The 18,933-nt window shown below is 35.8% G+C and carries 19 protein-coding genes and 1 pseudogene; all 20 read left to right on the top strand.

Features of this window, described 5'->3' with window-relative positions; genetic code table 11:
* Positions 1-333: pseudogene (locus AB5542_RS12525) on the top strand (hypothetical protein); the annotation flags it as partial.
* Positions 334-609: 276 nt separating this feature from the next.
* Positions 610-1,908 (top strand): oligosaccharide flippase family protein, encoded by a 1,299-nt coding sequence (locus tag AB5542_RS12530; RefSeq protein ID WP_279040213.1) that lies wholly within the window; start codon positions 610-612, stop codon positions 1,906-1,908.
* Positions 1,895-3,145, top strand: coding sequence for an O-antigen ligase family protein (locus AB5542_RS12535; protein ID WP_279040212.1), 1,251 nt, complete (start codon positions 1,895-1,897; stop codon positions 3,143-3,145). The genes AB5542_RS12530 and AB5542_RS12535 overlap by 14 nt, the downstream gene beginning before the upstream one ends.
* Before the next feature lie 71 nt (positions 3,146-3,216).
* Positions 3,217-4,413, top strand: coding sequence for a glycosyltransferase family 4 protein (locus AB5542_RS12540; RefSeq protein WP_279040211.1), 1,197 nt, complete (start codon positions 3,217-3,219; stop codon positions 4,411-4,413).
* Between the two features lie 2 nt (positions 4,414-4,415).
* Positions 4,416-5,084: a sugar transferase gene (locus AB5542_RS12545; RefSeq protein WP_279040209.1), complete on the top strand. Its 669-nt coding sequence runs from the start codon at positions 4,416-4,418 to the stop codon at positions 5,082-5,084.
* Positions 5,065-6,153 carry a hypothetical protein gene (locus tag AB5542_RS12550; RefSeq protein ID WP_279040208.1) on the top strand — a complete coding sequence of 363 codons (1,089 nt, stop codon included), beginning with the start codon at positions 5,065-5,067 and terminating at the stop codon, positions 6,151-6,153. Before AB5542_RS12545 ends, AB5542_RS12550 begins: the two co-directional genes overlap by 20 nt.
* Complete coding sequence (locus tag AB5542_RS12555; RefSeq protein WP_279040206.1) at positions 6,150-7,217, top strand: hypothetical protein; 1,068 nt, start codon at positions 6,150-6,152, stop codon at positions 7,215-7,217. The genes AB5542_RS12550 and AB5542_RS12555 overlap by 4 nt, the downstream gene beginning before the upstream one ends.
* A 103-nt stretch (positions 7,218-7,320) precedes the next feature.
* Positions 7,321-8,613, top strand: a complete 1,293-nt coding sequence (locus tag AB5542_RS12560) for an ATP-grasp domain-containing protein (protein WP_279040204.1) — start codon at positions 7,321-7,323, stop codon at positions 8,611-8,613.
* A gap of 238 nt (positions 8,614-8,851) precedes the next feature.
* Positions 8,852-9,721 (top strand): sugar-transfer associated ATP-grasp domain-containing protein, encoded by an 870-nt coding sequence (locus AB5542_RS12565; RefSeq protein WP_279040201.1) that lies wholly within the window; start codon positions 8,852-8,854, stop codon positions 9,719-9,721.
* 197 nt (positions 9,722-9,918) lie between these two features.
* Complete coding sequence (locus AB5542_RS12570) at positions 9,919-11,124, top strand: NAD/NADP octopine/nopaline dehydrogenase family protein (RefSeq protein WP_279040200.1); 1,206 nt, start codon at positions 9,919-9,921, stop codon at positions 11,122-11,124.
* A 310-nt stretch (positions 11,125-11,434) separates the two neighbouring features.
* Positions 11,435-12,529: a hypothetical protein gene (locus AB5542_RS12575; protein ID WP_279040199.1), complete on the top strand. Its 1,095-nt coding sequence runs from the start codon at positions 11,435-11,437 to the stop codon at positions 12,527-12,529.
* Positions 12,530-12,725: 196 nt separating this feature from the next.
* On the top strand, positions 12,726-13,865 hold the full coding sequence (locus tag AB5542_RS12580) for a DegT/DnrJ/EryC1/StrS family aminotransferase (protein WP_279040198.1): 1,140 nt from the start codon (positions 12,726-12,728) through the stop codon (positions 13,863-13,865).
* Between the two features lie 165 nt (positions 13,866-14,030).
* A complete protein-coding gene (locus AB5542_RS12585) occupies positions 14,031-14,309 on the top strand; it encodes a hypothetical protein (protein WP_168044502.1) in 279 nt (92 codons plus the stop codon).
* A complete protein-coding gene (locus AB5542_RS12590; protein ID WP_140402571.1) occupies positions 14,245-14,646 on the top strand; it encodes a hypothetical protein in 402 nt (133 codons plus the stop codon). The genes AB5542_RS12585 and AB5542_RS12590 overlap by 65 nt, the downstream gene beginning before the upstream one ends.
* A gap of 268 nt (positions 14,647-14,914) precedes the next feature.
* Entirely contained in the window at positions 14,915-15,538 is a 624-nt protein-coding gene (locus tag AB5542_RS12595; RefSeq protein WP_279040195.1) for a DUF6266 family protein, read from the top strand.
* Positions 15,539-15,545: 7 nt separating this feature from the next.
* Positions 15,546-15,929, top strand: a complete 384-nt coding sequence (locus AB5542_RS12600) for a 3TM-type holin (protein WP_279040193.1) — start codon at positions 15,546-15,548, stop codon at positions 15,927-15,929.
* Between the two features lie 10 nt (positions 15,930-15,939).
* On the top strand, positions 15,940-16,545 hold the full coding sequence (locus AB5542_RS12605; protein WP_279040191.1) for an N-acetylmuramoyl-L-alanine amidase: 606 nt from the start codon (positions 15,940-15,942) through the stop codon (positions 16,543-16,545).
* Positions 16,546-16,754: 209 nt separating this feature from the next.
* Positions 16,755-17,384, top strand: coding sequence for a hypothetical protein (locus tag AB5542_RS12610; RefSeq protein ID WP_279040190.1), 630 nt, complete (start codon positions 16,755-16,757; stop codon positions 17,382-17,384).
* The gene (locus AB5542_RS12615; RefSeq protein ID WP_158572071.1) at positions 17,381-17,557 is read left to right on the top strand and encodes a hypothetical protein; all 177 of its coding nucleotides are present in this window, start codon (positions 17,381-17,383) and stop codon (positions 17,555-17,557) included. The genes AB5542_RS12610 and AB5542_RS12615 overlap by 4 nt, the downstream gene beginning before the upstream one ends.
* A 147-nt stretch (positions 17,558-17,704) precedes the next feature.
* Entirely contained in the window at positions 17,705-18,907 is a 1,203-nt protein-coding gene (locus AB5542_RS12620) for an ATP-binding protein (RefSeq protein WP_410518820.1), read from the top strand.
* Positions 18,908-18,933: the final 26 nt, after the last annotated feature.

Raw genomic sequence — 18,933 nt, forward strand, 5'->3', positions numbered from 1 at the left:
TGTTATTATTTTACAGGGGAGGGAGAATGTGCCTTATTGGCAGGGGGACTTGTGACTGAAGCTATGGGATTGAGTCGGAAATTTGATAGTAAGGAGCTAGGCGATTGGTGGGAGGCCATTCAATTTTGTGAAAATGTAGAAATTTCAGTAAAAGATAGGAAACGATTCGCAGAAGAGCGTATGCGGCTGATGGTTATTGTGAAACAGCAAGAAGATGAGATGATTCAGTATTTTGAGGAAACAGATAAAAATGATACAAGTTTGATTGTAAAAATTTTTAGTATTTGGACAAAATATGAATTTATTAAATGTAATGAGGTTTTTGGGAGATAAAGAGTCTTAAAATGTATGGGCAAAATAAATAGATGGTTATCTTCTCATGTACAATTTGTTAACGATGTGAGAAAGTAGATAACTTCCATGTGGTTCTTGTATAGGTTGTTTTAGATATTGGATTTTTGGAGTGAGTGAGGAGAATTGTTGACCTAATTGAAAGGATATTCAAAAATTTAGATATATCCGTAAATGAAATTATCTTCAGAATTTAAATTCCAATAATTTGTAAAGTACATGTTAGGAGATAATTTGTTATTTATATGAATAAATGAAATGATTGTAAATGTTTTATATAGAATAAAGAAAAGTCAACTTTTTAAAGATTCATTTTGGGCCATTGGGGGTAATGGCATAAGTTATGGTTTATTACTATTGGGTGGAATCTTTATTGCTCGTTTTCTTGGTAAGGATTTGTATGGAGAATACGGTGTAATTAAAGCAACGATGTTTAACATCGCTTCTGTGGCAACTTTTGGATTAAATTTTACATCGACAAAATATATTGCAGAATTCAAACAATATGACCAGTCTCGACTGAAAGCAATATGTCAAGGGGCATTAAGTATCACCTTGATTACGGGTATAATATTGGCAATCTTATTATTTATTTATGCACAAACATTGGCAATTTATCTTGATGCACCTCGCTTGAAAATAGCCTTTCAAGTTTTAGGTATTATTATTGTATTAAAAGCAGTGGTAACAACTCAATCTGGTATATTGGCTGGTTTTGGAGTGTTTAAAATTATTGCACAGAATAGTATGTGGTCGGGAGTTGTTTTCTTCTTGATGTGTATTCCGATGGCCTATTGGGGTGGATTACAAGGAGCGTTGGGTGCATTGCTTTTTTCTCAAGCATTTAATTGTTGTAAAAATTATGTGTCATTACATTACATAATGAAAAAGTTGCCAGGGCAACATACATGTAATTTTGTTAAAGAATTGTTCCGTTTTTCATTGCCAATAGCATTACAAGAGATTAGTATAAATATTTGTAATTTAGGAGGGGTCTTTTTGATTACTAAATTATCTTCATTAGGTGAATTGGGAATATATTCAGCAACAAACCAATGGGAGATATTTATCACGTTTATTCCGGTTTTATTGTCAAATGTAATATTGTCGCATTTATCTAATAGTACAAACGATCGTGTACGTCATAATAGAACGATGAAAATTATGCTACTAGTTAATTTCGTTTGTACATTAATCCCTTTTATTATTGTTTATTGCCTTTCCAGATGGATCGTTTCATGGTATGGCGCTACATTTACGGGGATGGCTTCAGTATTAAATGTTGTAATATTAGCAGCAATATTCAATTGTTGTTCGAATGTGTTTAGGGCAGAGTTTATTTCGATTGGGAAAAATTGGCAATTTTTCGGGATACGTTTTTTACGAGATATATTGCTTTTGGTACTGGCTTATATATTAATTCAAAGAAATAGTGGAGAGAATGCTGCCTTTTATTTTGCAATAGCGTATGTCATCTCGTCTATTTCCTATTTGATGTTTTTATTCATTGTGTATTTATTAATCACAAGAAAACATAAATTTAATGCGTGTGATTAAACAACAGTTACTTGCAAATAAAAATGCAAATACTTTTTTTTGTATCATATTGACAATGTTATTTCCTGTGGTATTGAATGCTTTAGGCATGTTGTCAAATTTTGCAATAGCGATGGGAATTGCATTTATGTTTGTATGTTTATTTTCTTTTTGGACTTTTCCTGTTATTCAAACAAAAGTTGAAATTGCGTCGTTTTTAATAATTTTTGTGTTGTTGTGTAATTTTGGATGTGCCATCATTATTGATGTAATTAGTGGAGTGAAAATAAACTCCCTTGATTTCCTTAATATGATTGCAAAGTCAATCAGTATATATCTTTTTTATGCTTTGCCAAAATATTTAGTTTTTTCTAGCTTAGCATTAAAAAGATATGCTAAACTAATGATTGATTTGGCAATAATTGCATGTATTTACAATATTGTTTCAAATCTTTCAATACTTACATCTGGATTTGCAGGAGTTTCTTCCTCTTATGAAATAAAACTTTGTAGTTTTTTTGTTAATCGAAATCAATTCGGGATGTTTTTAGTTGTAAGCATATTTCTTTTTGAATTTGCTTTTTCTACTAATAGGAGTTGGTATAAAAAAATTGTATTGGTATTGTTGTTAACGAATTTACTGTTAACATTTTCTAGGGGTTCAATGATTTCTGTGATGTTTTTTTATATTGTACGCTATACTTATAATCACAATATTTTGCAAAATATCAAACAATATTTGAAGATTATGATAATAATGACTTTGGTTGTTTTGATAATTATATTGTATGTACCATGGATTGAGAATTTCATGAAAACGATGGTTATTCGAGCAGATACAGGTACTGCTGGTAGAATAGATGTTTGGTTAATGGGATTAAATGTTGCATCGCATAATATAATTAATGGGATTGGAAGTTTTACTGGAATCGACCTTGCAATAAAGAACGGCTTTGAATTTGGACAATTTCATAATTTGTACATAGATACATTAGTTGGTGGGGGAATAATAGAATTGATACTATTATTGATTATTTATAAAAAAGCATTTGAGGCGTGTGGGAAATGTCAAGATAAAAATCTTCGGAATAGTTTTAAAGCTTTTTTGTTGGCAGTTTTGTTAATGGGAATGAATGAGAGTGTGTCTTTTTTCTCCCTTGGTTATGTGGATATTTTTTTTACAATTAATTGTATCACATTGCCATTTTTGGTCAATAATATGGAACCCGATAAATATCGTTGGTTAATTTCTTATTGAATAGTGATATTGTACAGAGTATATTCTTACATCATTCTTGTTTTGTTTAAGCATGTTTTAAAATTTACAACATGAAGTCAATAATTATTATTGCAAATTTTTGTCGCAAATTCGATGGAACTATCAATGGACGTTTTCTTTATTTAGCAGAAATGTTAGCCAATAGAGGATTCTGTGTTGAGTTGATCACAAGTGATTTCAGTCATGGGATGAAAAAGTTTAAAGAAGCACCCGTGGATGCTTATAAATCTATAATTACCTATGTGCATGAGCCTGGTTATCAGTCTAATATTAGTTTTAAAAGATTGTATAGTCATTGGAAATGGGGAATGAATGTGGGAAAGTATTTAAATTCGCACCCTATTCCTGATTATATTTATTGTGCAATACCTTCGTTAACAGTTGCATTAAAAGCAGGAAAATATGCTCGCCGGCATAATGTGAAGTTTATTGAAGATGTTCAAGATTTGTGGCCGGAAGCTTTTGGATTGGTAATAAAAAATCGTTTTTTACGAAATATGTTGTTATTTCCTTTTAAATTATATGCTAATCGTATTTATGAACTTGCGGATAAGGTGATAGCTGTTTCAGAGACTTATAAAAATAGAGCTATGTCTGTACAGGGAAATGATGCTACAGGTTTGTGTATTTACTTAGGAAATGATAAGGTCGTTTTTGATTCCGCAAAATTGAAATATCATGTTGATAAGCCAGATGGTGAAATTTGGTTATGTTATATAGGTTCTTTAGGTTATAGCTATGATATCGAGTGTGTTATAGATGCTTTGGATGTTGTGAAAAAGAGGGAACAAGTAAAGTGTGATATTAAATTTATGATAATTGGAGATGGACCTTTGCGAGAAAAATTTACTTGTTATGCAAATGAAAAAGAAATTTATGCAGAATTCACGGGGAGACTCTCGTATGAAAAGATGGTTGGATTATTGTGTTCTTGTGATATTGTTGTAAACCCTATAAATAAAGGGGCTGCACAAAGTATAACTAATAAAGTAGGTGATTATGCTTTGTCTGGGCTTCCTGTTATTAATACACAAGAATGTGAGGAGTATCGTATGCTTATTGATCAGTATAATTGTGGGATAAATTGTGAAGTAGGAAATTCGGAAGATGTGGCGTTAGCTATAGAAAAATTAGTTTTGAATGAAAAAATTAGGCTACAAATGGGTAGACAATCTCGTATACTTGCGAAGGAACGTTTCGATCGTAGAAAAACTTATGAAAGTATTGTAGAAATTTTTGAGAAGTAATCATGTATCGAAGATTTTTGAAACGTTGGTTAGATTTTATTATAGTATTTTGCGTGTTGTTAGTGATTTGGCCATTGTTTTTGGTTATTATGGTTGGGCTTCATTTTGCTAATAAAGGAGCTGGAGTTTTCTTTTTTCAAGAAAGACCCGGGAAGTATGGTAAAATATTCAAAGTGATCAAGTTCAAGTCAATGACGGATGAACGAGATAAAGATGGGAAATTACTTTCTGATAATCAGCGATTGACAAGAATAGGACGTTTCATTCGTTCTACTTCAATGGATGAGTTGCCACAATTGTTCAACGTGATAAAAGGAGATATGTCTCTGATCGGGCCGAGGCCTCTTGTTACAATATATCTTCCTTATTATAATGAAAAAGAGCAACATAGACATGATGTCCGTCCTGGAATTACGGGTTGGGCACAGGTAAACGGTCGAAAATCTATTACATGGGAACAGAAGCTAGCTTATGATATTGATTATGTTAGTAACATGAGTTTGTGGATGGATGTGAAAATATTTTTTCTTACCGTTTATAAAGTTTTTAAAAGAGAAAATGTGGGTGTGGGGATAGATGTTATTGATTTTGATGATTACAGAATTGCTCAATGGCAAGCAATGGGTAGACAAGATTTAGTGGATGAGGCACGTGAAAGAGGAAATAGGTAGTGAATTTTGGATTGATGATGTAGTCTATGAAAGTGATGATATATATCATGATTTTAAGGAGAATGGCTTTAGTGGGGATAATCGATTGGTGTTATCGGGGAGAACTGCTATAGATTATATTTGTCAGGATATTGCATGCGACAGAAAAATAGTCTCGGTATATATGCCTGCCTATTGCTGTGATTCAATGATATATCCTTTTAAAAATCGAGATATTAATGTTGTTTTCTATGATGTTAGATACGAGAAGGGTGCTATTAAGTGTGATATAGATACAACTTTAGGAATAGATATTTTATACATCTGTAATTATTTTGGTTTTGGTACGGGTGTTGATTTTGAGATCGTTGCAAATATGCGGAGAAAAGGCGTAATCATTCTTTACGATAAGACGCATGACTTTTTTAATAATGGAGAGCCGTTTGTATTGATTTCAGATTATTGTTTCTGTAGTCTTAGAAAATGGATGGGAATCCCTACCGGGGCTATTGTTTCTAAAAAAAATGGATATTTCTTTAGATCATTATTGAAAGAGTGTGATTTCGTGGAAGATAAACGTGATGGAATGAGAATGAAATATTTTTATTTACAAGGTGATTCTGCTATTGTAAAAGAAGATTTCTTTCGCCTATTCACTTCTTTCAATAAGAATTTGTCGAGAGACTACCAAGATTACCTGATAGATAAAACGTCATTACAGTTATTGAACAGACAAGATTTGGAGCAAATAAAAATTTGTCGTCAGCGAAATGCTGAATTGCTATATGAAGAGTTATCTAGATTAGATTATATATCAATGATGTTTCAATATGGTAATGGGTGTGTACCTTTATTTGTGCCAATTCTTGTCAAAAAAGAGATTCGAAATTCGTTAAGAAAATACCTGATTGATAATAACGTTTATTGTCCTGTTCATTGGTCTAAAAGCCAATTATTATCTAATTCGATACAAGCAGATGTTTTTTATGATAGTGAATTATCACTGGTTTGTGATCAACGGTATGGTGAGGGGCAAATGAAAAGGGTGGTGGAATTGATAAAGAATTATTGTAATAGAATTAACATATGAAAACAATTTTGATAACGGGGATTGGTGGGTTAACTCCTCGTTCAATAGCGAAGATAATCCGGAAAAATCATCCTGATTACAAGTTAATTGGGATAGATGTAAATAAAAAAGCTATTGGCTTTTTCATAAAAGGTCTATTGGACGATTATTCGGTATGTCCCAAATGTACTGATCCAGAATACTTTTTTTTCATAGAGAAGTTGGTGGCAGACAAAAAAGTTGATTATGCATTTGTTCAGCCAGAGAGTGAAATTATTATGTGGGGAGATTATTTTGAAAAACATAGGGTTTTTCCATGTCCTGTTTTTATGGGATGTAAATTATTATCCGAATCGTTGAGAGATAAGTCTATCATGGCTGAATTATTGCGAGATACGAATTTTATTCCTAAAACCATTAAGGTAACACAGGATGACCCTCGGTTTGAAGAAGTGGAAAAAGAGATAGGCTTCCCCTGTTGGATTCGCGCAACCGAAGGTACTGGTGGATTAGGGTCTCTTAAATTGGAAAACCTCAGTAGTTACAAGAGTTGGCTTTTTATTAATAATCAGATACCTGAGTTTACCGTTAGTGAATTTTTGCCAGGTCGACATTTAGCCAATGAAATGCTTTATTATAATAACGAATACGTGAAAGGTGCTGCTCTTGAGTGTGCCGAGTACGTGATGGCAAATACTGCTCCATCTCATGTGACGGGTAATACTGCATATGGTCGATTTTTGAATGAGGATCGTATCAATAAATTCTGCGATGAATGCATAAAATATTTATGTAAGAAACTGAATGTGGTGGCACATGGGGTTTTATCTTTTGATCTTAAAGAGGATCGAAATGGTAATATGAAGGTTACGGAAGTGAATATTCGGCACATGGCATACACGGGTGTTATGGCTCAAGTAGGTTTTGATTTGATTGAAGATACAATTAGAATCATGGAAAACGGGGACGTACATAGTATAAAAAAGGCACCATTTTTTCATTATGACTCACCGTATGTTTTTCTTCGAGACGTTGATACAGAGCCTATCGTTCTGGAAAGTGAAGATATATTTTATCGTCTATAAATCAAGAATTTGATAAGTTATCACAACTTTTCAAGTAAAACCTAACAATAATGTAGCTTATTGTAATGTATCTGTGGCAAATTGCCGTAACCAAAAATGAAAAATGGGAAATAATCAAGAATTTAGAGGGAAAAAATTGCTAGTGTTAGGAGGCATAACACTTGCTTGTGATATCGTTAGGCATGCTCAAGCTATGGGTGTCTATGTAGTCGTTGCAGATTACGATAGAAATTCTCCTGCAAAAAAAATAGCAGATAAGGCGGTATTAATTGATGCGCTTGATGTTGATACAATAGTTGAATTGTGTAAACTAGAAAATATTGATGGCATAACAACAGGGTTTGTTGATATTCTTTTGGCTCCTTGTTATGAAGTATGCAAACGTTTGGGATTACCTTATTATGTTACGCCTAAAATGTTAACTATGTCGACTAACAAGATAGATTTCAAAGATACTTGTGACAGGTATGATGTACCAGTTCCTAAAACTTATCTTGTTGGAGATTTAATTCCTGTCGAAATGTATGACAAGATTAATTATCCTGTTTTTGTGAAGCCGTTAGATGGGAGTGGTTCGCGTGGTGCTGGTGTTTGTAATAATGAAGAAGAATTGAAGATTCAATTCAAAGAGGCAGTTAGTTATTCTTCAACAAACAAAGCAATTATTGAAGATTATATAACGGGGAGAGATTTTTTATTGGATTATATTGCCGTTGATGGAGAATTTCGATTACTCTCTATGTTTGATAGGTATGTGACATCTGATAGAGGGAGTGCAGTGAATTATGCAAATATTAGTATGGCTCCATCAAAAGCAATTGATATTTATCTTGATCGTATTAACGATAAGGTCATTAATATGTTTAAAGATTTAGGTTTTAAAGATGGGCTTTTTTTTATGCAAGGATATACTGAAGGTAATCAAATCACTTTTTTTGAAATGGGTTGTAGATTAGGTGGCTCTTTTTATAATCATGAGAAAAAATGTATTGGATATGATCCTGTGGATATGATTATTAGGTATGCTCTTGCGGGGAAAATGGTTTATGATATAAATGTGATAGATAAAGATATCGCAAAATATAATCATAAGTACGCTTTGGATTGTAATTATCTGTTAAAAGGTTCTGATGAAACTGTTTCTGAAATTAAAGGAATAGAAGAAGTCAAGAATCTTCCATCGTGTATTTCAACTATTCAGTACCACGAAGTGGGTTATCATTATACTAAAGATAGAACAGTTGATAAACCTATTTTTACTGCTGAAATAGTAGTGGATAATATGATAAAAGTAAAAGAAGATGTTGCATACATAAATAATGTATTTGACGTTCTAAATGAGAGGGGGGAGTCAATCCTTATTAATAAGTTTGATCCAGAACAATTATTTGAGTGAATAATTAATTAATTGTGTTAATAGGGTTTGTTCTAAATAAATTTGTGATATGTATAGAATTATTATCTCTCTTTTTAGCAGTCTAAGATTATATTATTTAAGATGTGTTTATTTTTTTCGTGATAGAGCATTTATTAAAATGTATAACTTGCCCAAATTATCTAAGAATGAGATGAGTATTGTCAAGCAAACATGGCCTTGCTTGAGTTTGAAACGATTTGATTTAATATATTTAAGAATGTACAAGAAAGAATATGGATTTGATCCATATTTTATTTGTGACTATCAAATGCAGCAAATTTTAAAAAAAACGAATCTACCGATTCGAGTTTTTGCATTGGAAAATAAAGGAATGCTTGATATTTATTTTGATAAATTACCATTGCCTGAAGTTTTTGTGCGTTGTATTTCAAATGTGTTCTATAATAAATTGATGAAAGTTATATCTATTGATGAAGCAATAGATATATTAAAACAACAGGAAGAGTTTATTATAAAACCCTCAATTGAAACTTCACAAGGGAAAGGAGTTAAGAAAATCATGGTTAATAAAGATAGTGATAAATACTTATTAGAACTATTATCTTCCTATAAAAGCGAGAGTGGGAATTTTATTGTCCAAGAAGTTTTGTACCAAAATGCGGAAATTGAAAAGCTTAATCCCTCTTCCTTGAATACATGTAGAGTAACGACGATTTATATTAATGGTAAATTTGATTATTCTTCTATTTTGAAAGTTGGGAAAAAAGGGGCAATAAAAGATAATTGGAATTGTAGTTATTTAATTGGTATGGATAAAGATGGGACATTGCATGGTAACGGTTATGATAATAAACTAAATAAAATTCAAACAACAGATAACGGTATTAAGTTTGAAGGGATGAAAGTACCTCATTTTGTTGAAATGGTGGAATTTGCTAAAGAATATCATATAAAGTACTTCCCAAATTGTGGAGTTGTCGGTTGGGATATATTTATAGATCGTAAAGATAAAGTTAGAATAATTGAAATAAATCTTACGAATGTTGGTGTTGTAGGTGAGCAGCTGTGTTCTGGAACTTTTTTTAAAGAATTTAGGAATGAAATTTGTTCGTTATGGGATGAATAAAGTGAGTGTTGGTAAGTTTAATAGAATTAGTTAGGGCTATATCGAATTGTTGTTATTTATGGGACTATTCCTTTAGATGAATTATTGCTTTATCGTAAATAATCTTGTGCTTGGTTCTAATGGAGGTATTAATTCTTGATTTTGAAGTTAATGCCATACCTTGTGTGAAAAAAAATTAAATTTAATAGATGTGTATAATGAAAAAGAAACTAGTAATTTGTGGTGGAGGGAGTAGTGCTCACGCTTTAATTCCTTTTTTGAAAGATTCGATATTTGAAGTGTCAGTGTATACTTCACGTCCTGAGCGATGGGCAAAAACAATTAATTTGGAATGGCATGATCCTTCAGGTAAAGTGTTAGGAACTTATTCTGGTGATTTAAAAACGATATCAAATAATCCAGAAGATTTATTCCCGGATGCGGACTATATTGTGTTTTGTATGCCTGTTCATAAATACAGAGTTGCACTTCAAAAAATTGCACCATTCATTAATAAAGATAAAACGGTATTTGTAGGTACGGTTTATGGTCAAGGAGGATGGAATTGGATGGTTGATGAAATTAAGAAGCAATATGAATTAACTAAAATTGTAACCTTTGCTTTTGGACTAATTCCTTGGATTTGTCGTATTATAGAATATGGACATACTGGTGTTACTTATGGATGCAAAGCTGTAAACTATGCAGCAACTTATCCCATGGATTATTTTAACCAAGTTAATGAGGAACTTTTAGAATGTATTTGTTATAAATGGTTCGGTAAAGGAAAGGTTGAACAGAGTGATAATTTCTTGTCTCTAACGTTATCTGTTGATAATCAAATTATCCATACATCTCGTTGTCTAGGCCTATATAAGGTATATGGAACGACTTGGAAGAATGAAAAGAGTGTTCCGTGGTTCTATAAAGATTATGATGATATTTCAGCAAAATTGTTGGCAGATCTTGATACTGATTATACAAATATTCGTAATGCAATAAAGAAATTGCATCCGGAAAAGGATTATAGTTATATGCTTGATTATCTTGCATTGGAACGTTTTTCTTATCATTCACATAATACAGACATAAAAGAGTCATTTGTTACTTCTCAAACATTAGTTTCGATCAAGACTCCTGTCATTCAAAATAATGAAGGAACTTGGGAGGTTGATCGTAATCACCGTTTTTTCCTAGATGATATCTATTATGGTAATTGCATTGCAAAATGGATGGCAGAACAATTGAACATAACTACTCCTACTATTGACGAGATTCTTCATTGGGCTCAGATAATTCGTCAGGAAAATATTATTGATGGTGATAATCATTTGATGTTAAATAGCCCCGATTTGAATGAGCCCTTGAAAGCTGGTATTCCATGCTTTTATGGTTTTAATACTATTGAAGATTGTATTGATTAATAAAAAAGTAGCTTTAAAGATTGCAAGATTGGATATTTACGGATTATTATTGATGTGATAATGAAAATGTATACAATGTTTTTCAATTTAAAATAGTTTGTTGAAATTTTACTATTGATAAGGTGATCTTTCCACCTTTAATGGAAACAAGTATTCAAGAGACATTTGGTGATTGTTTGGTAAGATTCATGGAGAAATCTATTTGGTGACAACTCCCTCTAATATTGAATTGATATAAGAAAACAGAAATATACTCGTATAAGTAAATGTGGGAAATACGCTTGGGGGTTGTAAATATCAGATTAAAATTATGTCAGAGATAATATCGCAAAAAATAACCTACAAGGAACTTCGTGATAGATCATATGTTATAAAAGATGACCGCTATGGCATTGCCGCTTTTATGACAGAATCGGTTCGACAAACACTTTTGGCTTGTCCCAATAACAATGATGATTCAAAAACGGCTATGTACTTCAAATTATATGATGGTATTGCTGTGGGAAGAATGATGATGTTAGGGACTCGAATAAAAGTTGGGGATGAGATTATCATGGTACAGACTGGAGGTGCAATCGAGGTACATAATGAATATAGACGTAAAGGTCTAGGTGTTGGGCTTATTATGAATTGTATGACCAATACAGAATATGACGTATATATAGGTTCGCTTTATTCAACAATGGCATTGCCTATATTCAGGAAATTGAATAATTACATTTTTGAGATCCCTCAATTTGTAAAGTTCTGCAATTTGCGCGCAATGTTAAAATCAATGGGAATGGAAGGCGTATTATTAGAATTGTGTTCTGCTATAGCCAATCTACCAATTAAATGCATTGATTTTATGAATCGTTCTAGACTTAATAAATTAAAGAAGAAATTCAACACGAAAGAAGAAACAATTATTCCAGAATGGGCAGGTCGGATGGCAACAAGCGATGGTCATAAATATATGGAATTGCATGATAGATCATGGTTGCAATGGAATCTTGATTATAATTTGATGGGGCATATGCGTGATAAACAATCATTTTACGCAATTTATGATAAAAAAGGGAAACCGCAAGGTTTTTTTATGACAAAGGAACGTTTTGAAGAGCGAGCTGGGCGATACCAAAATATTATTCGAGGTACTATTGTAGAATGGGCTACCACTGATACGGATTTACTCAGCGAGGCCGATATTGTTTTGATGGCGATATCTACATTCTCGTCGGATACATTTCATGTTACGACTGTGACTAGTGATAAAAATACGGAAAAGCGATTAAAACTTTTAGGATTTATTCGTCATGGTAATTTTCAAATGAGTTTTAAAGATAAAAAAGAACAATTTAAAGATGCATCTGACCAAAATTTATGGCGTCTTCGATATGGTTGTTGTAATACAATTATTCTTTAATAACATGATTTAGGTGATACGTCTAATTTTGGCGTTTTGTAACAATATGTTATGCTCGTGATATTTGCTACAGAATCCCAAAACTTGAATTTATGCAATCAACCAGCAATGTATAGAATGATAGATGAACTGTTAAAATGAGAATTGTATATTCTTTCGTGTAGTCTTATACAAAACTGAAATACATTTAAAATTTATGAAGTCAAGAATTTGGCTCTCATTAGCTCATATGAGTGGGCGGGAGCAGGAATTTATACAAGAAGCGTTTGACACAAATTGGGTGGTCCCGTTGGGACCGAACGTGAATGCCTTTGAAAAATCTCTACGAGATTTTTTAATTGAAAATGAAGAGATGCGGGTGGTAGCATTGAGTGCGGGGACTGCGGCATTACATTTGGGGTTGATATTACTAGGGGTACAACCAGGAGATGAGGTAATTTGTCAGTCGTTCACGTTTGCGGCATCGGCGAATCCGATTGCTTACTTGGAAGCGACTCCGGTTTTCGTGGATAGTGAAAAGGAGACGTGGAACATGGATCCGGTGTTGTTGGAGATGGCGATCAAGGATCGGTTGGAAAAGACGGGGAAGTTACCGAAGGCGATTATTCCGGTACATTTGTACGGGATGCCAGTGAAGATGGACGAGGTGATGGAGGTAGCGAATCGTTATGGGATTCCGGTGCTGGAGGATTCGGCAGAGGCGTTGGGTTCGGAGTACAAGGGGCAGAAGTGTGGGACGTTCGGGGAGTACGGGGTTCTGTCATTTAACGGGAACAAGATGATCACGACGTCGGGAGGTGGTGCCTTGATTTGTCCGAACGAGAAGAAGGCGAAAAGAGCTTTGTTCTATGCCACGCAGGCGAGGGAGCAGGCCCCACATTATCAGCACGAGAAGATCGGGTATAATTACCGGATGAGTAATATTTGTGCAGGAATCGGGAGGGGGCAGATGTTCGTGCTGGATGAACACGTTGCCCGGAGACGGGCAATTCATGACTTGTACGTGAAGTTGCTAGCCGGGTTGAAAGGTGTGAAGGTGATGTGCCAGCCGGAAGGGGAGGGTTTTAACTCGAATTACTGGCTGACGTGTATCACTGTGGAACCGGAAGAGGCGGGTTTCACGAGAGAAGATGTCAGGTTAGCATTGGACGAGGAGAATATAGAGAGTCGGCCGTTGTGGAAGCCGATGCACTTGCAACCCGTGTTCAAAGATGCCCCGTATTACGGAAATGGGACAAGTGAACGTTTGTTCGAGATCGGGTTGTGCTTGCCGTCGGGGCCGACGTTGACGGATGAGGACGTGGAGAGAGTGGTGAAAGTGATTTACGATTTATGATTTTAAATTTTAGATTGAAGGATTGAAAGATTGATAATTTTGGATTGAATGGTTGAGAGATTTGAGGGGGTATGATGATGTGATTTCCTGATTCCGATTTTTAAATTAAGAATATGTCCCGGGTAATAACGCCCGGGATTTTTTATTATTTTAAATTTAAAAACTATGACAGAATTGTTTAAGACGAGGTTCTTAGCATTATTGGCAGGAGAATCGCAGGAGGAAATTACGAAAGAATGTTTAGAGGAAGAATTAGGAAAATTTGTTGAAGAGGTTGCGGGACTATGCGACTCGGGGGGTGATTATTTGGCGACGTGTCGGACGTTGAATTACACGAAAGCTCGATTGCAGGTGTTATCGGAGATGTATAGGGACTGTGATGGAGTGGGGGAAAAAAGGTGCGTGGCGGTTATGTTTTATCGGGCGAGGATTGCAAGTGGTTGAGGACGAGTGGCGACTTTTTCACGAGAGGATGGATAATCCGGCGAGGTTCCTGAAAAATAAGGAGAAGAAGGTGTTGGTCTATTGGAAGACGGAAAATGTACAGACGAAGGTGATGGAATTGTTGATTGGTTTCGAGGCTCTTGAAGAATTTTATTCTCCGACTGGAAAGTTACTGGAGTTTTGCGAGTTGGTGGCCATTGCAGAGCAGGTTTTGGGGATCCAGATCAAAAATTATCGGCAGTTGAAAAGCAGGGTATTGAAACGGTATAAGGAGGAGACGGTTTTGGATCAATTGGAGAGGTTGATTGAGAAATTGAGGGTACAGGTTTACAAGTAGATTAAAATTTAGAGTTTAGAATCTAGAGTAAAAAGTTGGTAAGATTTTAGGGTAGTAGGAGTTTAAAACACTTTTGCTACCCTTTTTTGTTGTCTTGAAAGTGGGGGGATGAGTACTTTTTTGAATGCTGGTAATCATAGGGTTGGGATTATTTTGTTTGACGGAACCGTGGCGTATACCAAGCGGGGAGTTGAAGTGTTGTAATATTGCATTTGGAAATCAACGAGAGTTGATGAGATAAAAATAGTATTCATTTAAAAAAAGAATTATGGCTTTAGTTCGTAATGAATTTGGAATAAGGGGGCGAGTCGGAAATGTCGTTTTCTGCAAGCTGAATGGGAAGTCTTATATGAGGAGTTTGCCCGATAGAATTGATCCTAACACGCCGAAACAACAGGAAGTGAGATCTCGTTTCCGGGTGGCCGTGCGTTTTTACAAGAAGATAAAGGAGACTCCCTTGAAGGGCATTTTGGATCTTTCGGCTGACAAGATCTGTAGTAGTGGGTATGCGCTTTTTATGAAAAAGAATTTGAAGGCGTTTCGGGCAAACGGAAAGATCGGTGATTTTTCGCAATTGCATTTTTCTGCCGGGAAGCGACAACAGGCGTATAATCTGCAGGGGAGAATGGATGATCAAGGAATGGTCACGTTGGATTGGGAGAATGACGAGGAGGCGTACAATTTTGAGGCGGCAGATCGTTTGAATGTTATCGTACTTCCGTCGAATCGTTCATTTAGCCCGAAGTTGTTGGAGGGATTGGAGGTATTGCGGGCGGCAGAAAAGGCGACTTTTTCGTTAGAGCGTGGCAAGGGGGTGAAGATACATTTGTATTGTTTTTTCGAGTCCCCGGATGGGAAACGATTCTCGAATTCGCAGTACATTAAATTGTGAATGGGGGATGAAGCCGATAAGTGGAATTGTTAATTCGATCAGCGAGTTGATTGGTCAATTAACACTCCCTGCGAGGGAGAAAAAAGAGCTGGAAACCGGGTTGTTGAAATTGATTCAGGAACTGGAACGGGAATTAGTACAGGCGAGAGCGATCACGGTACAGGAGGAAGTGAGAGGGAATTGGTTGCAACGGTCATGGCGTCCGCTGGTGATGTTGACGTTTGCCAGTGTTATTTTGATCGGGACTTTTACCAGTTTACCGATTCTGGATGAAACTTCCCGGTTCTGGGATTTATTGGAGATCGGGTTGGGCGGGTACGTGGTGGGGAGAAGCGGGGAAAAAATGGCAGAGGCCATTTTTAAGATAAAAGGTAAAAACGAATCAATTTAAATTTTTTGTTATGAAGGTATTTTCAAGTTCTAATTCACCATTTTCAATTGTAAATCATCGTTTGGTGGGTGGTGGGGTAATTCATGTTGTGTGTGAGAAGAATAGGCGAGGATTGGGAGAGCCGGATATGATTATTTTGCATTACACGGGAGGTACTAGTGCCATGTCTTCGGCAAAATTCTTGGCAAGGCCGGATGTGAAGGCTTCGGCTCACGTGGTGATCGGGCGGGACGGGCAGGTGATACAATTGGTGCCGTTTAATATCGAGGCTTGGCACGCGGGGAAGAGTAGTTACGGGGGAAGGAGTGAGCTAAATCATTATTCAATTGGGATTGAGCTGGATAATTTGGGGCAGTTGCGACTGGAAGGGGGAAAGTTCGTGGCAGAGTGTGGTCGGGAAGTTCCCGTGAAGGAGGTGTACACGGAAGATTCGGGTGAAGTGCCGACATATTGGCATGATTACACGGACGTGCAGATGCGGGTGTTGAACGAGGTGTGTGGTTTGCTGGTGGATACTTATCCTATCGGGGACATCGTGGGACATTCGGACGTGACATCGAGAAAGGTGGACCCGGGACCGGCACTGAGGGTGGCGGACTGGATTCGGTATTATTGATTTTAGATTTTAAATTTTAGATTGGAACTCCCTCCCCCCTTCGGGGTACTCCCTCTATAAACAGAGGGAGAGTTGGATTACTCGTTGTTTTGGGGAAGCTTTTCATTCTAAATGTTATATTTTAAATTCCATTCTTCGTGTAGGGCCCATGCGGGGAGTGCGGGATCATTTTAAATTTTCTGATTTATTTATTTTTAAATTTTAATGTTATGGCAAAATTTAATTCTTATTTATTAGGCAAGGTAAAGAAGTCCGTTGGTAACGTGACGATGTGTTACACGAACAAGCAGAATATTGCGAAGGCGAAGATCTTTTCAAGGAGGGATAACCCGACGCCGGAGATGCTTGATCAACGGGCGAAGATGAAGGTACTGGTTCAGTTGTCTCGGAGATTGATTCCGGTGATTCGGAAAGGTTTCGTGGGTATGGGAAATGGTACGACTTCGAATGCTTTCGTGAAAGCGAATCAAGTAGCCGTGGAAGTGGACGAGAAACACGTGGCAACCATCGTGTTTGATCAGTTAAAGATGGCTACCGGGTTGTTGTACACGCCTAAGGTAACTGTAATGTACGCCTCGGAGAGTAAGATGTATTCTTTCGAACAGGAGATGCAAGAAGAAGAGGAGGGGTATGCGTTGGCGGATGACAAGGTGTATGGAGTGTTGCTGGAAACCGTGTTGAACCGTGCCAAGATCGTTCCGTTGAGAGATCGGGGAGAGAATGGTAACACGAGTTATGCGCTTCCCGAGGATTGGGATGAGGCTAACGTGAAGGTGTATTGTTTCGCAACCTTGAAGAACGGGAGTGCGGCATCGGACAGTCGTTATTTGACGGTATGATAAGCGTGTACTTTTTTACCGGAATATTTTTCACGCTGGGATTTAATGCTTTCCTCTCACAGGTGGCTGATGATTTCGTTACGGGGGTGTTGAGTATCGTGGGAGGAGTGATTAGCTCGGTTGTGGTGGCTTGGTGTAAGGATCGATGGGAACGGAAACGTTCCGGACGATAAGAGAAAGGGGTGGCTTCGGCTGCCCCTTTGGTTTGTAAAGTGAGGGGGAGTTTTCATCATGATGAAAACTTTGATCTAATTTGCTTGAAGTTTTCATTATAATGAAAACTTTTTTGTATTTTTGGAAGAGTTTTAATTATAATGAAAATGGAGAATATAAAATATAGAGAACATTATTTGAGGAAAATAGAGCCCTTTATGGGAACGTCTTTGATCAAAGTTATGACCGGACAACGCCGGGTTGGGAAAAGTTATATTTTATTTCAACTAATAGAATTGATCCGGAAAAAGGAATCCGAGGCAAATATTATTTATATAAATCTGGAAGATATCGCTTTTGATTTTATAAAATCTGCAAAGGAGCTATATGCTTACGTGATGAGTAAATGCTTAAAAGAGAGTAAGAATTATATATTTATTGATGAGGTGCAGGAGGTTCGTGAATTCGAGAAAGCTCTACGTTCACTGGTTTTGAATGAAAATAACGATATATACGTGACGGGGAGTAATGCAAAAATGTTGTCCGGAGAATTAGCTACTTATTTGGGGGGACGGTATATTGAGTTCACGATATATAGTTTGTCATATCCTGAGTTTTTACAATTTCATGGACTTGAAAATTCGGATGAAAGTTTTAGATTATATACTAGGTATGGAGGATTGCCCTATTTGATGCATTTGAAATTAGAAGATGGAATTGTTTTTGAATATTTAAAGAGTATATATTCCACGATTGTTTATCGGGATGTGGTTAGCCGATATGCTTTACGGAATACTGATTTCTTAGAGAGGTTACTTCTGTTTCTTGCAGATAATGTGGGAAGTATATTTTCAGCCAAAGGGATAAGTGATTATTTGAAATCGCAACGAGTCACGCTGGGGGTGAATCAGATCCTGACTTATATCGAGCATTTTACAAATGCTTTTATTATTTCTTGTGTTGACCGGTATGATATTGTGGGGAAGCGTATTTTTGAGGTAGGAAATAAGTATTATTTTGAAAATCTGGGAATTAGAAATGTTATAGCAGGTTTTAAACTCCAAGATCAAGGGAAAGTATTAGAAAATATTGTTTATAATCATTTGCTTTATCAAGGGTATAAGGTTTCCGTGGGAGTATTGGAGAAACAAGAAGTTGATTTTATTGGTGAGCGGGAGGGAGAAAAGGTGTATGTACAGGTTGCGTTACAATTAAATGATGAGGCAACTATCCAACGGGAATTTGGCAATCTTTTAAAAATAGAAGATAATTATCCCAAGTTTGTCGTCTCACAAGATTTATTTCATGGAAATACTTATGAGGGAATACAATATTTGGGGATTCGTGATTTTTTAATGAATGTTAGGTAAAAAAAGAGACTGAATAATCAGTCTCT

Origin of the sequence: Butyricimonas sp. RTP31003st1_G1_RTP31003_210430, assembly GCF_040920905.1 — a bacterium.
Lineage (GTDB): Bacteria > Bacteroidota > Bacteroidia > Bacteroidales > Marinifilaceae > Butyricimonas > Butyricimonas paravirosa.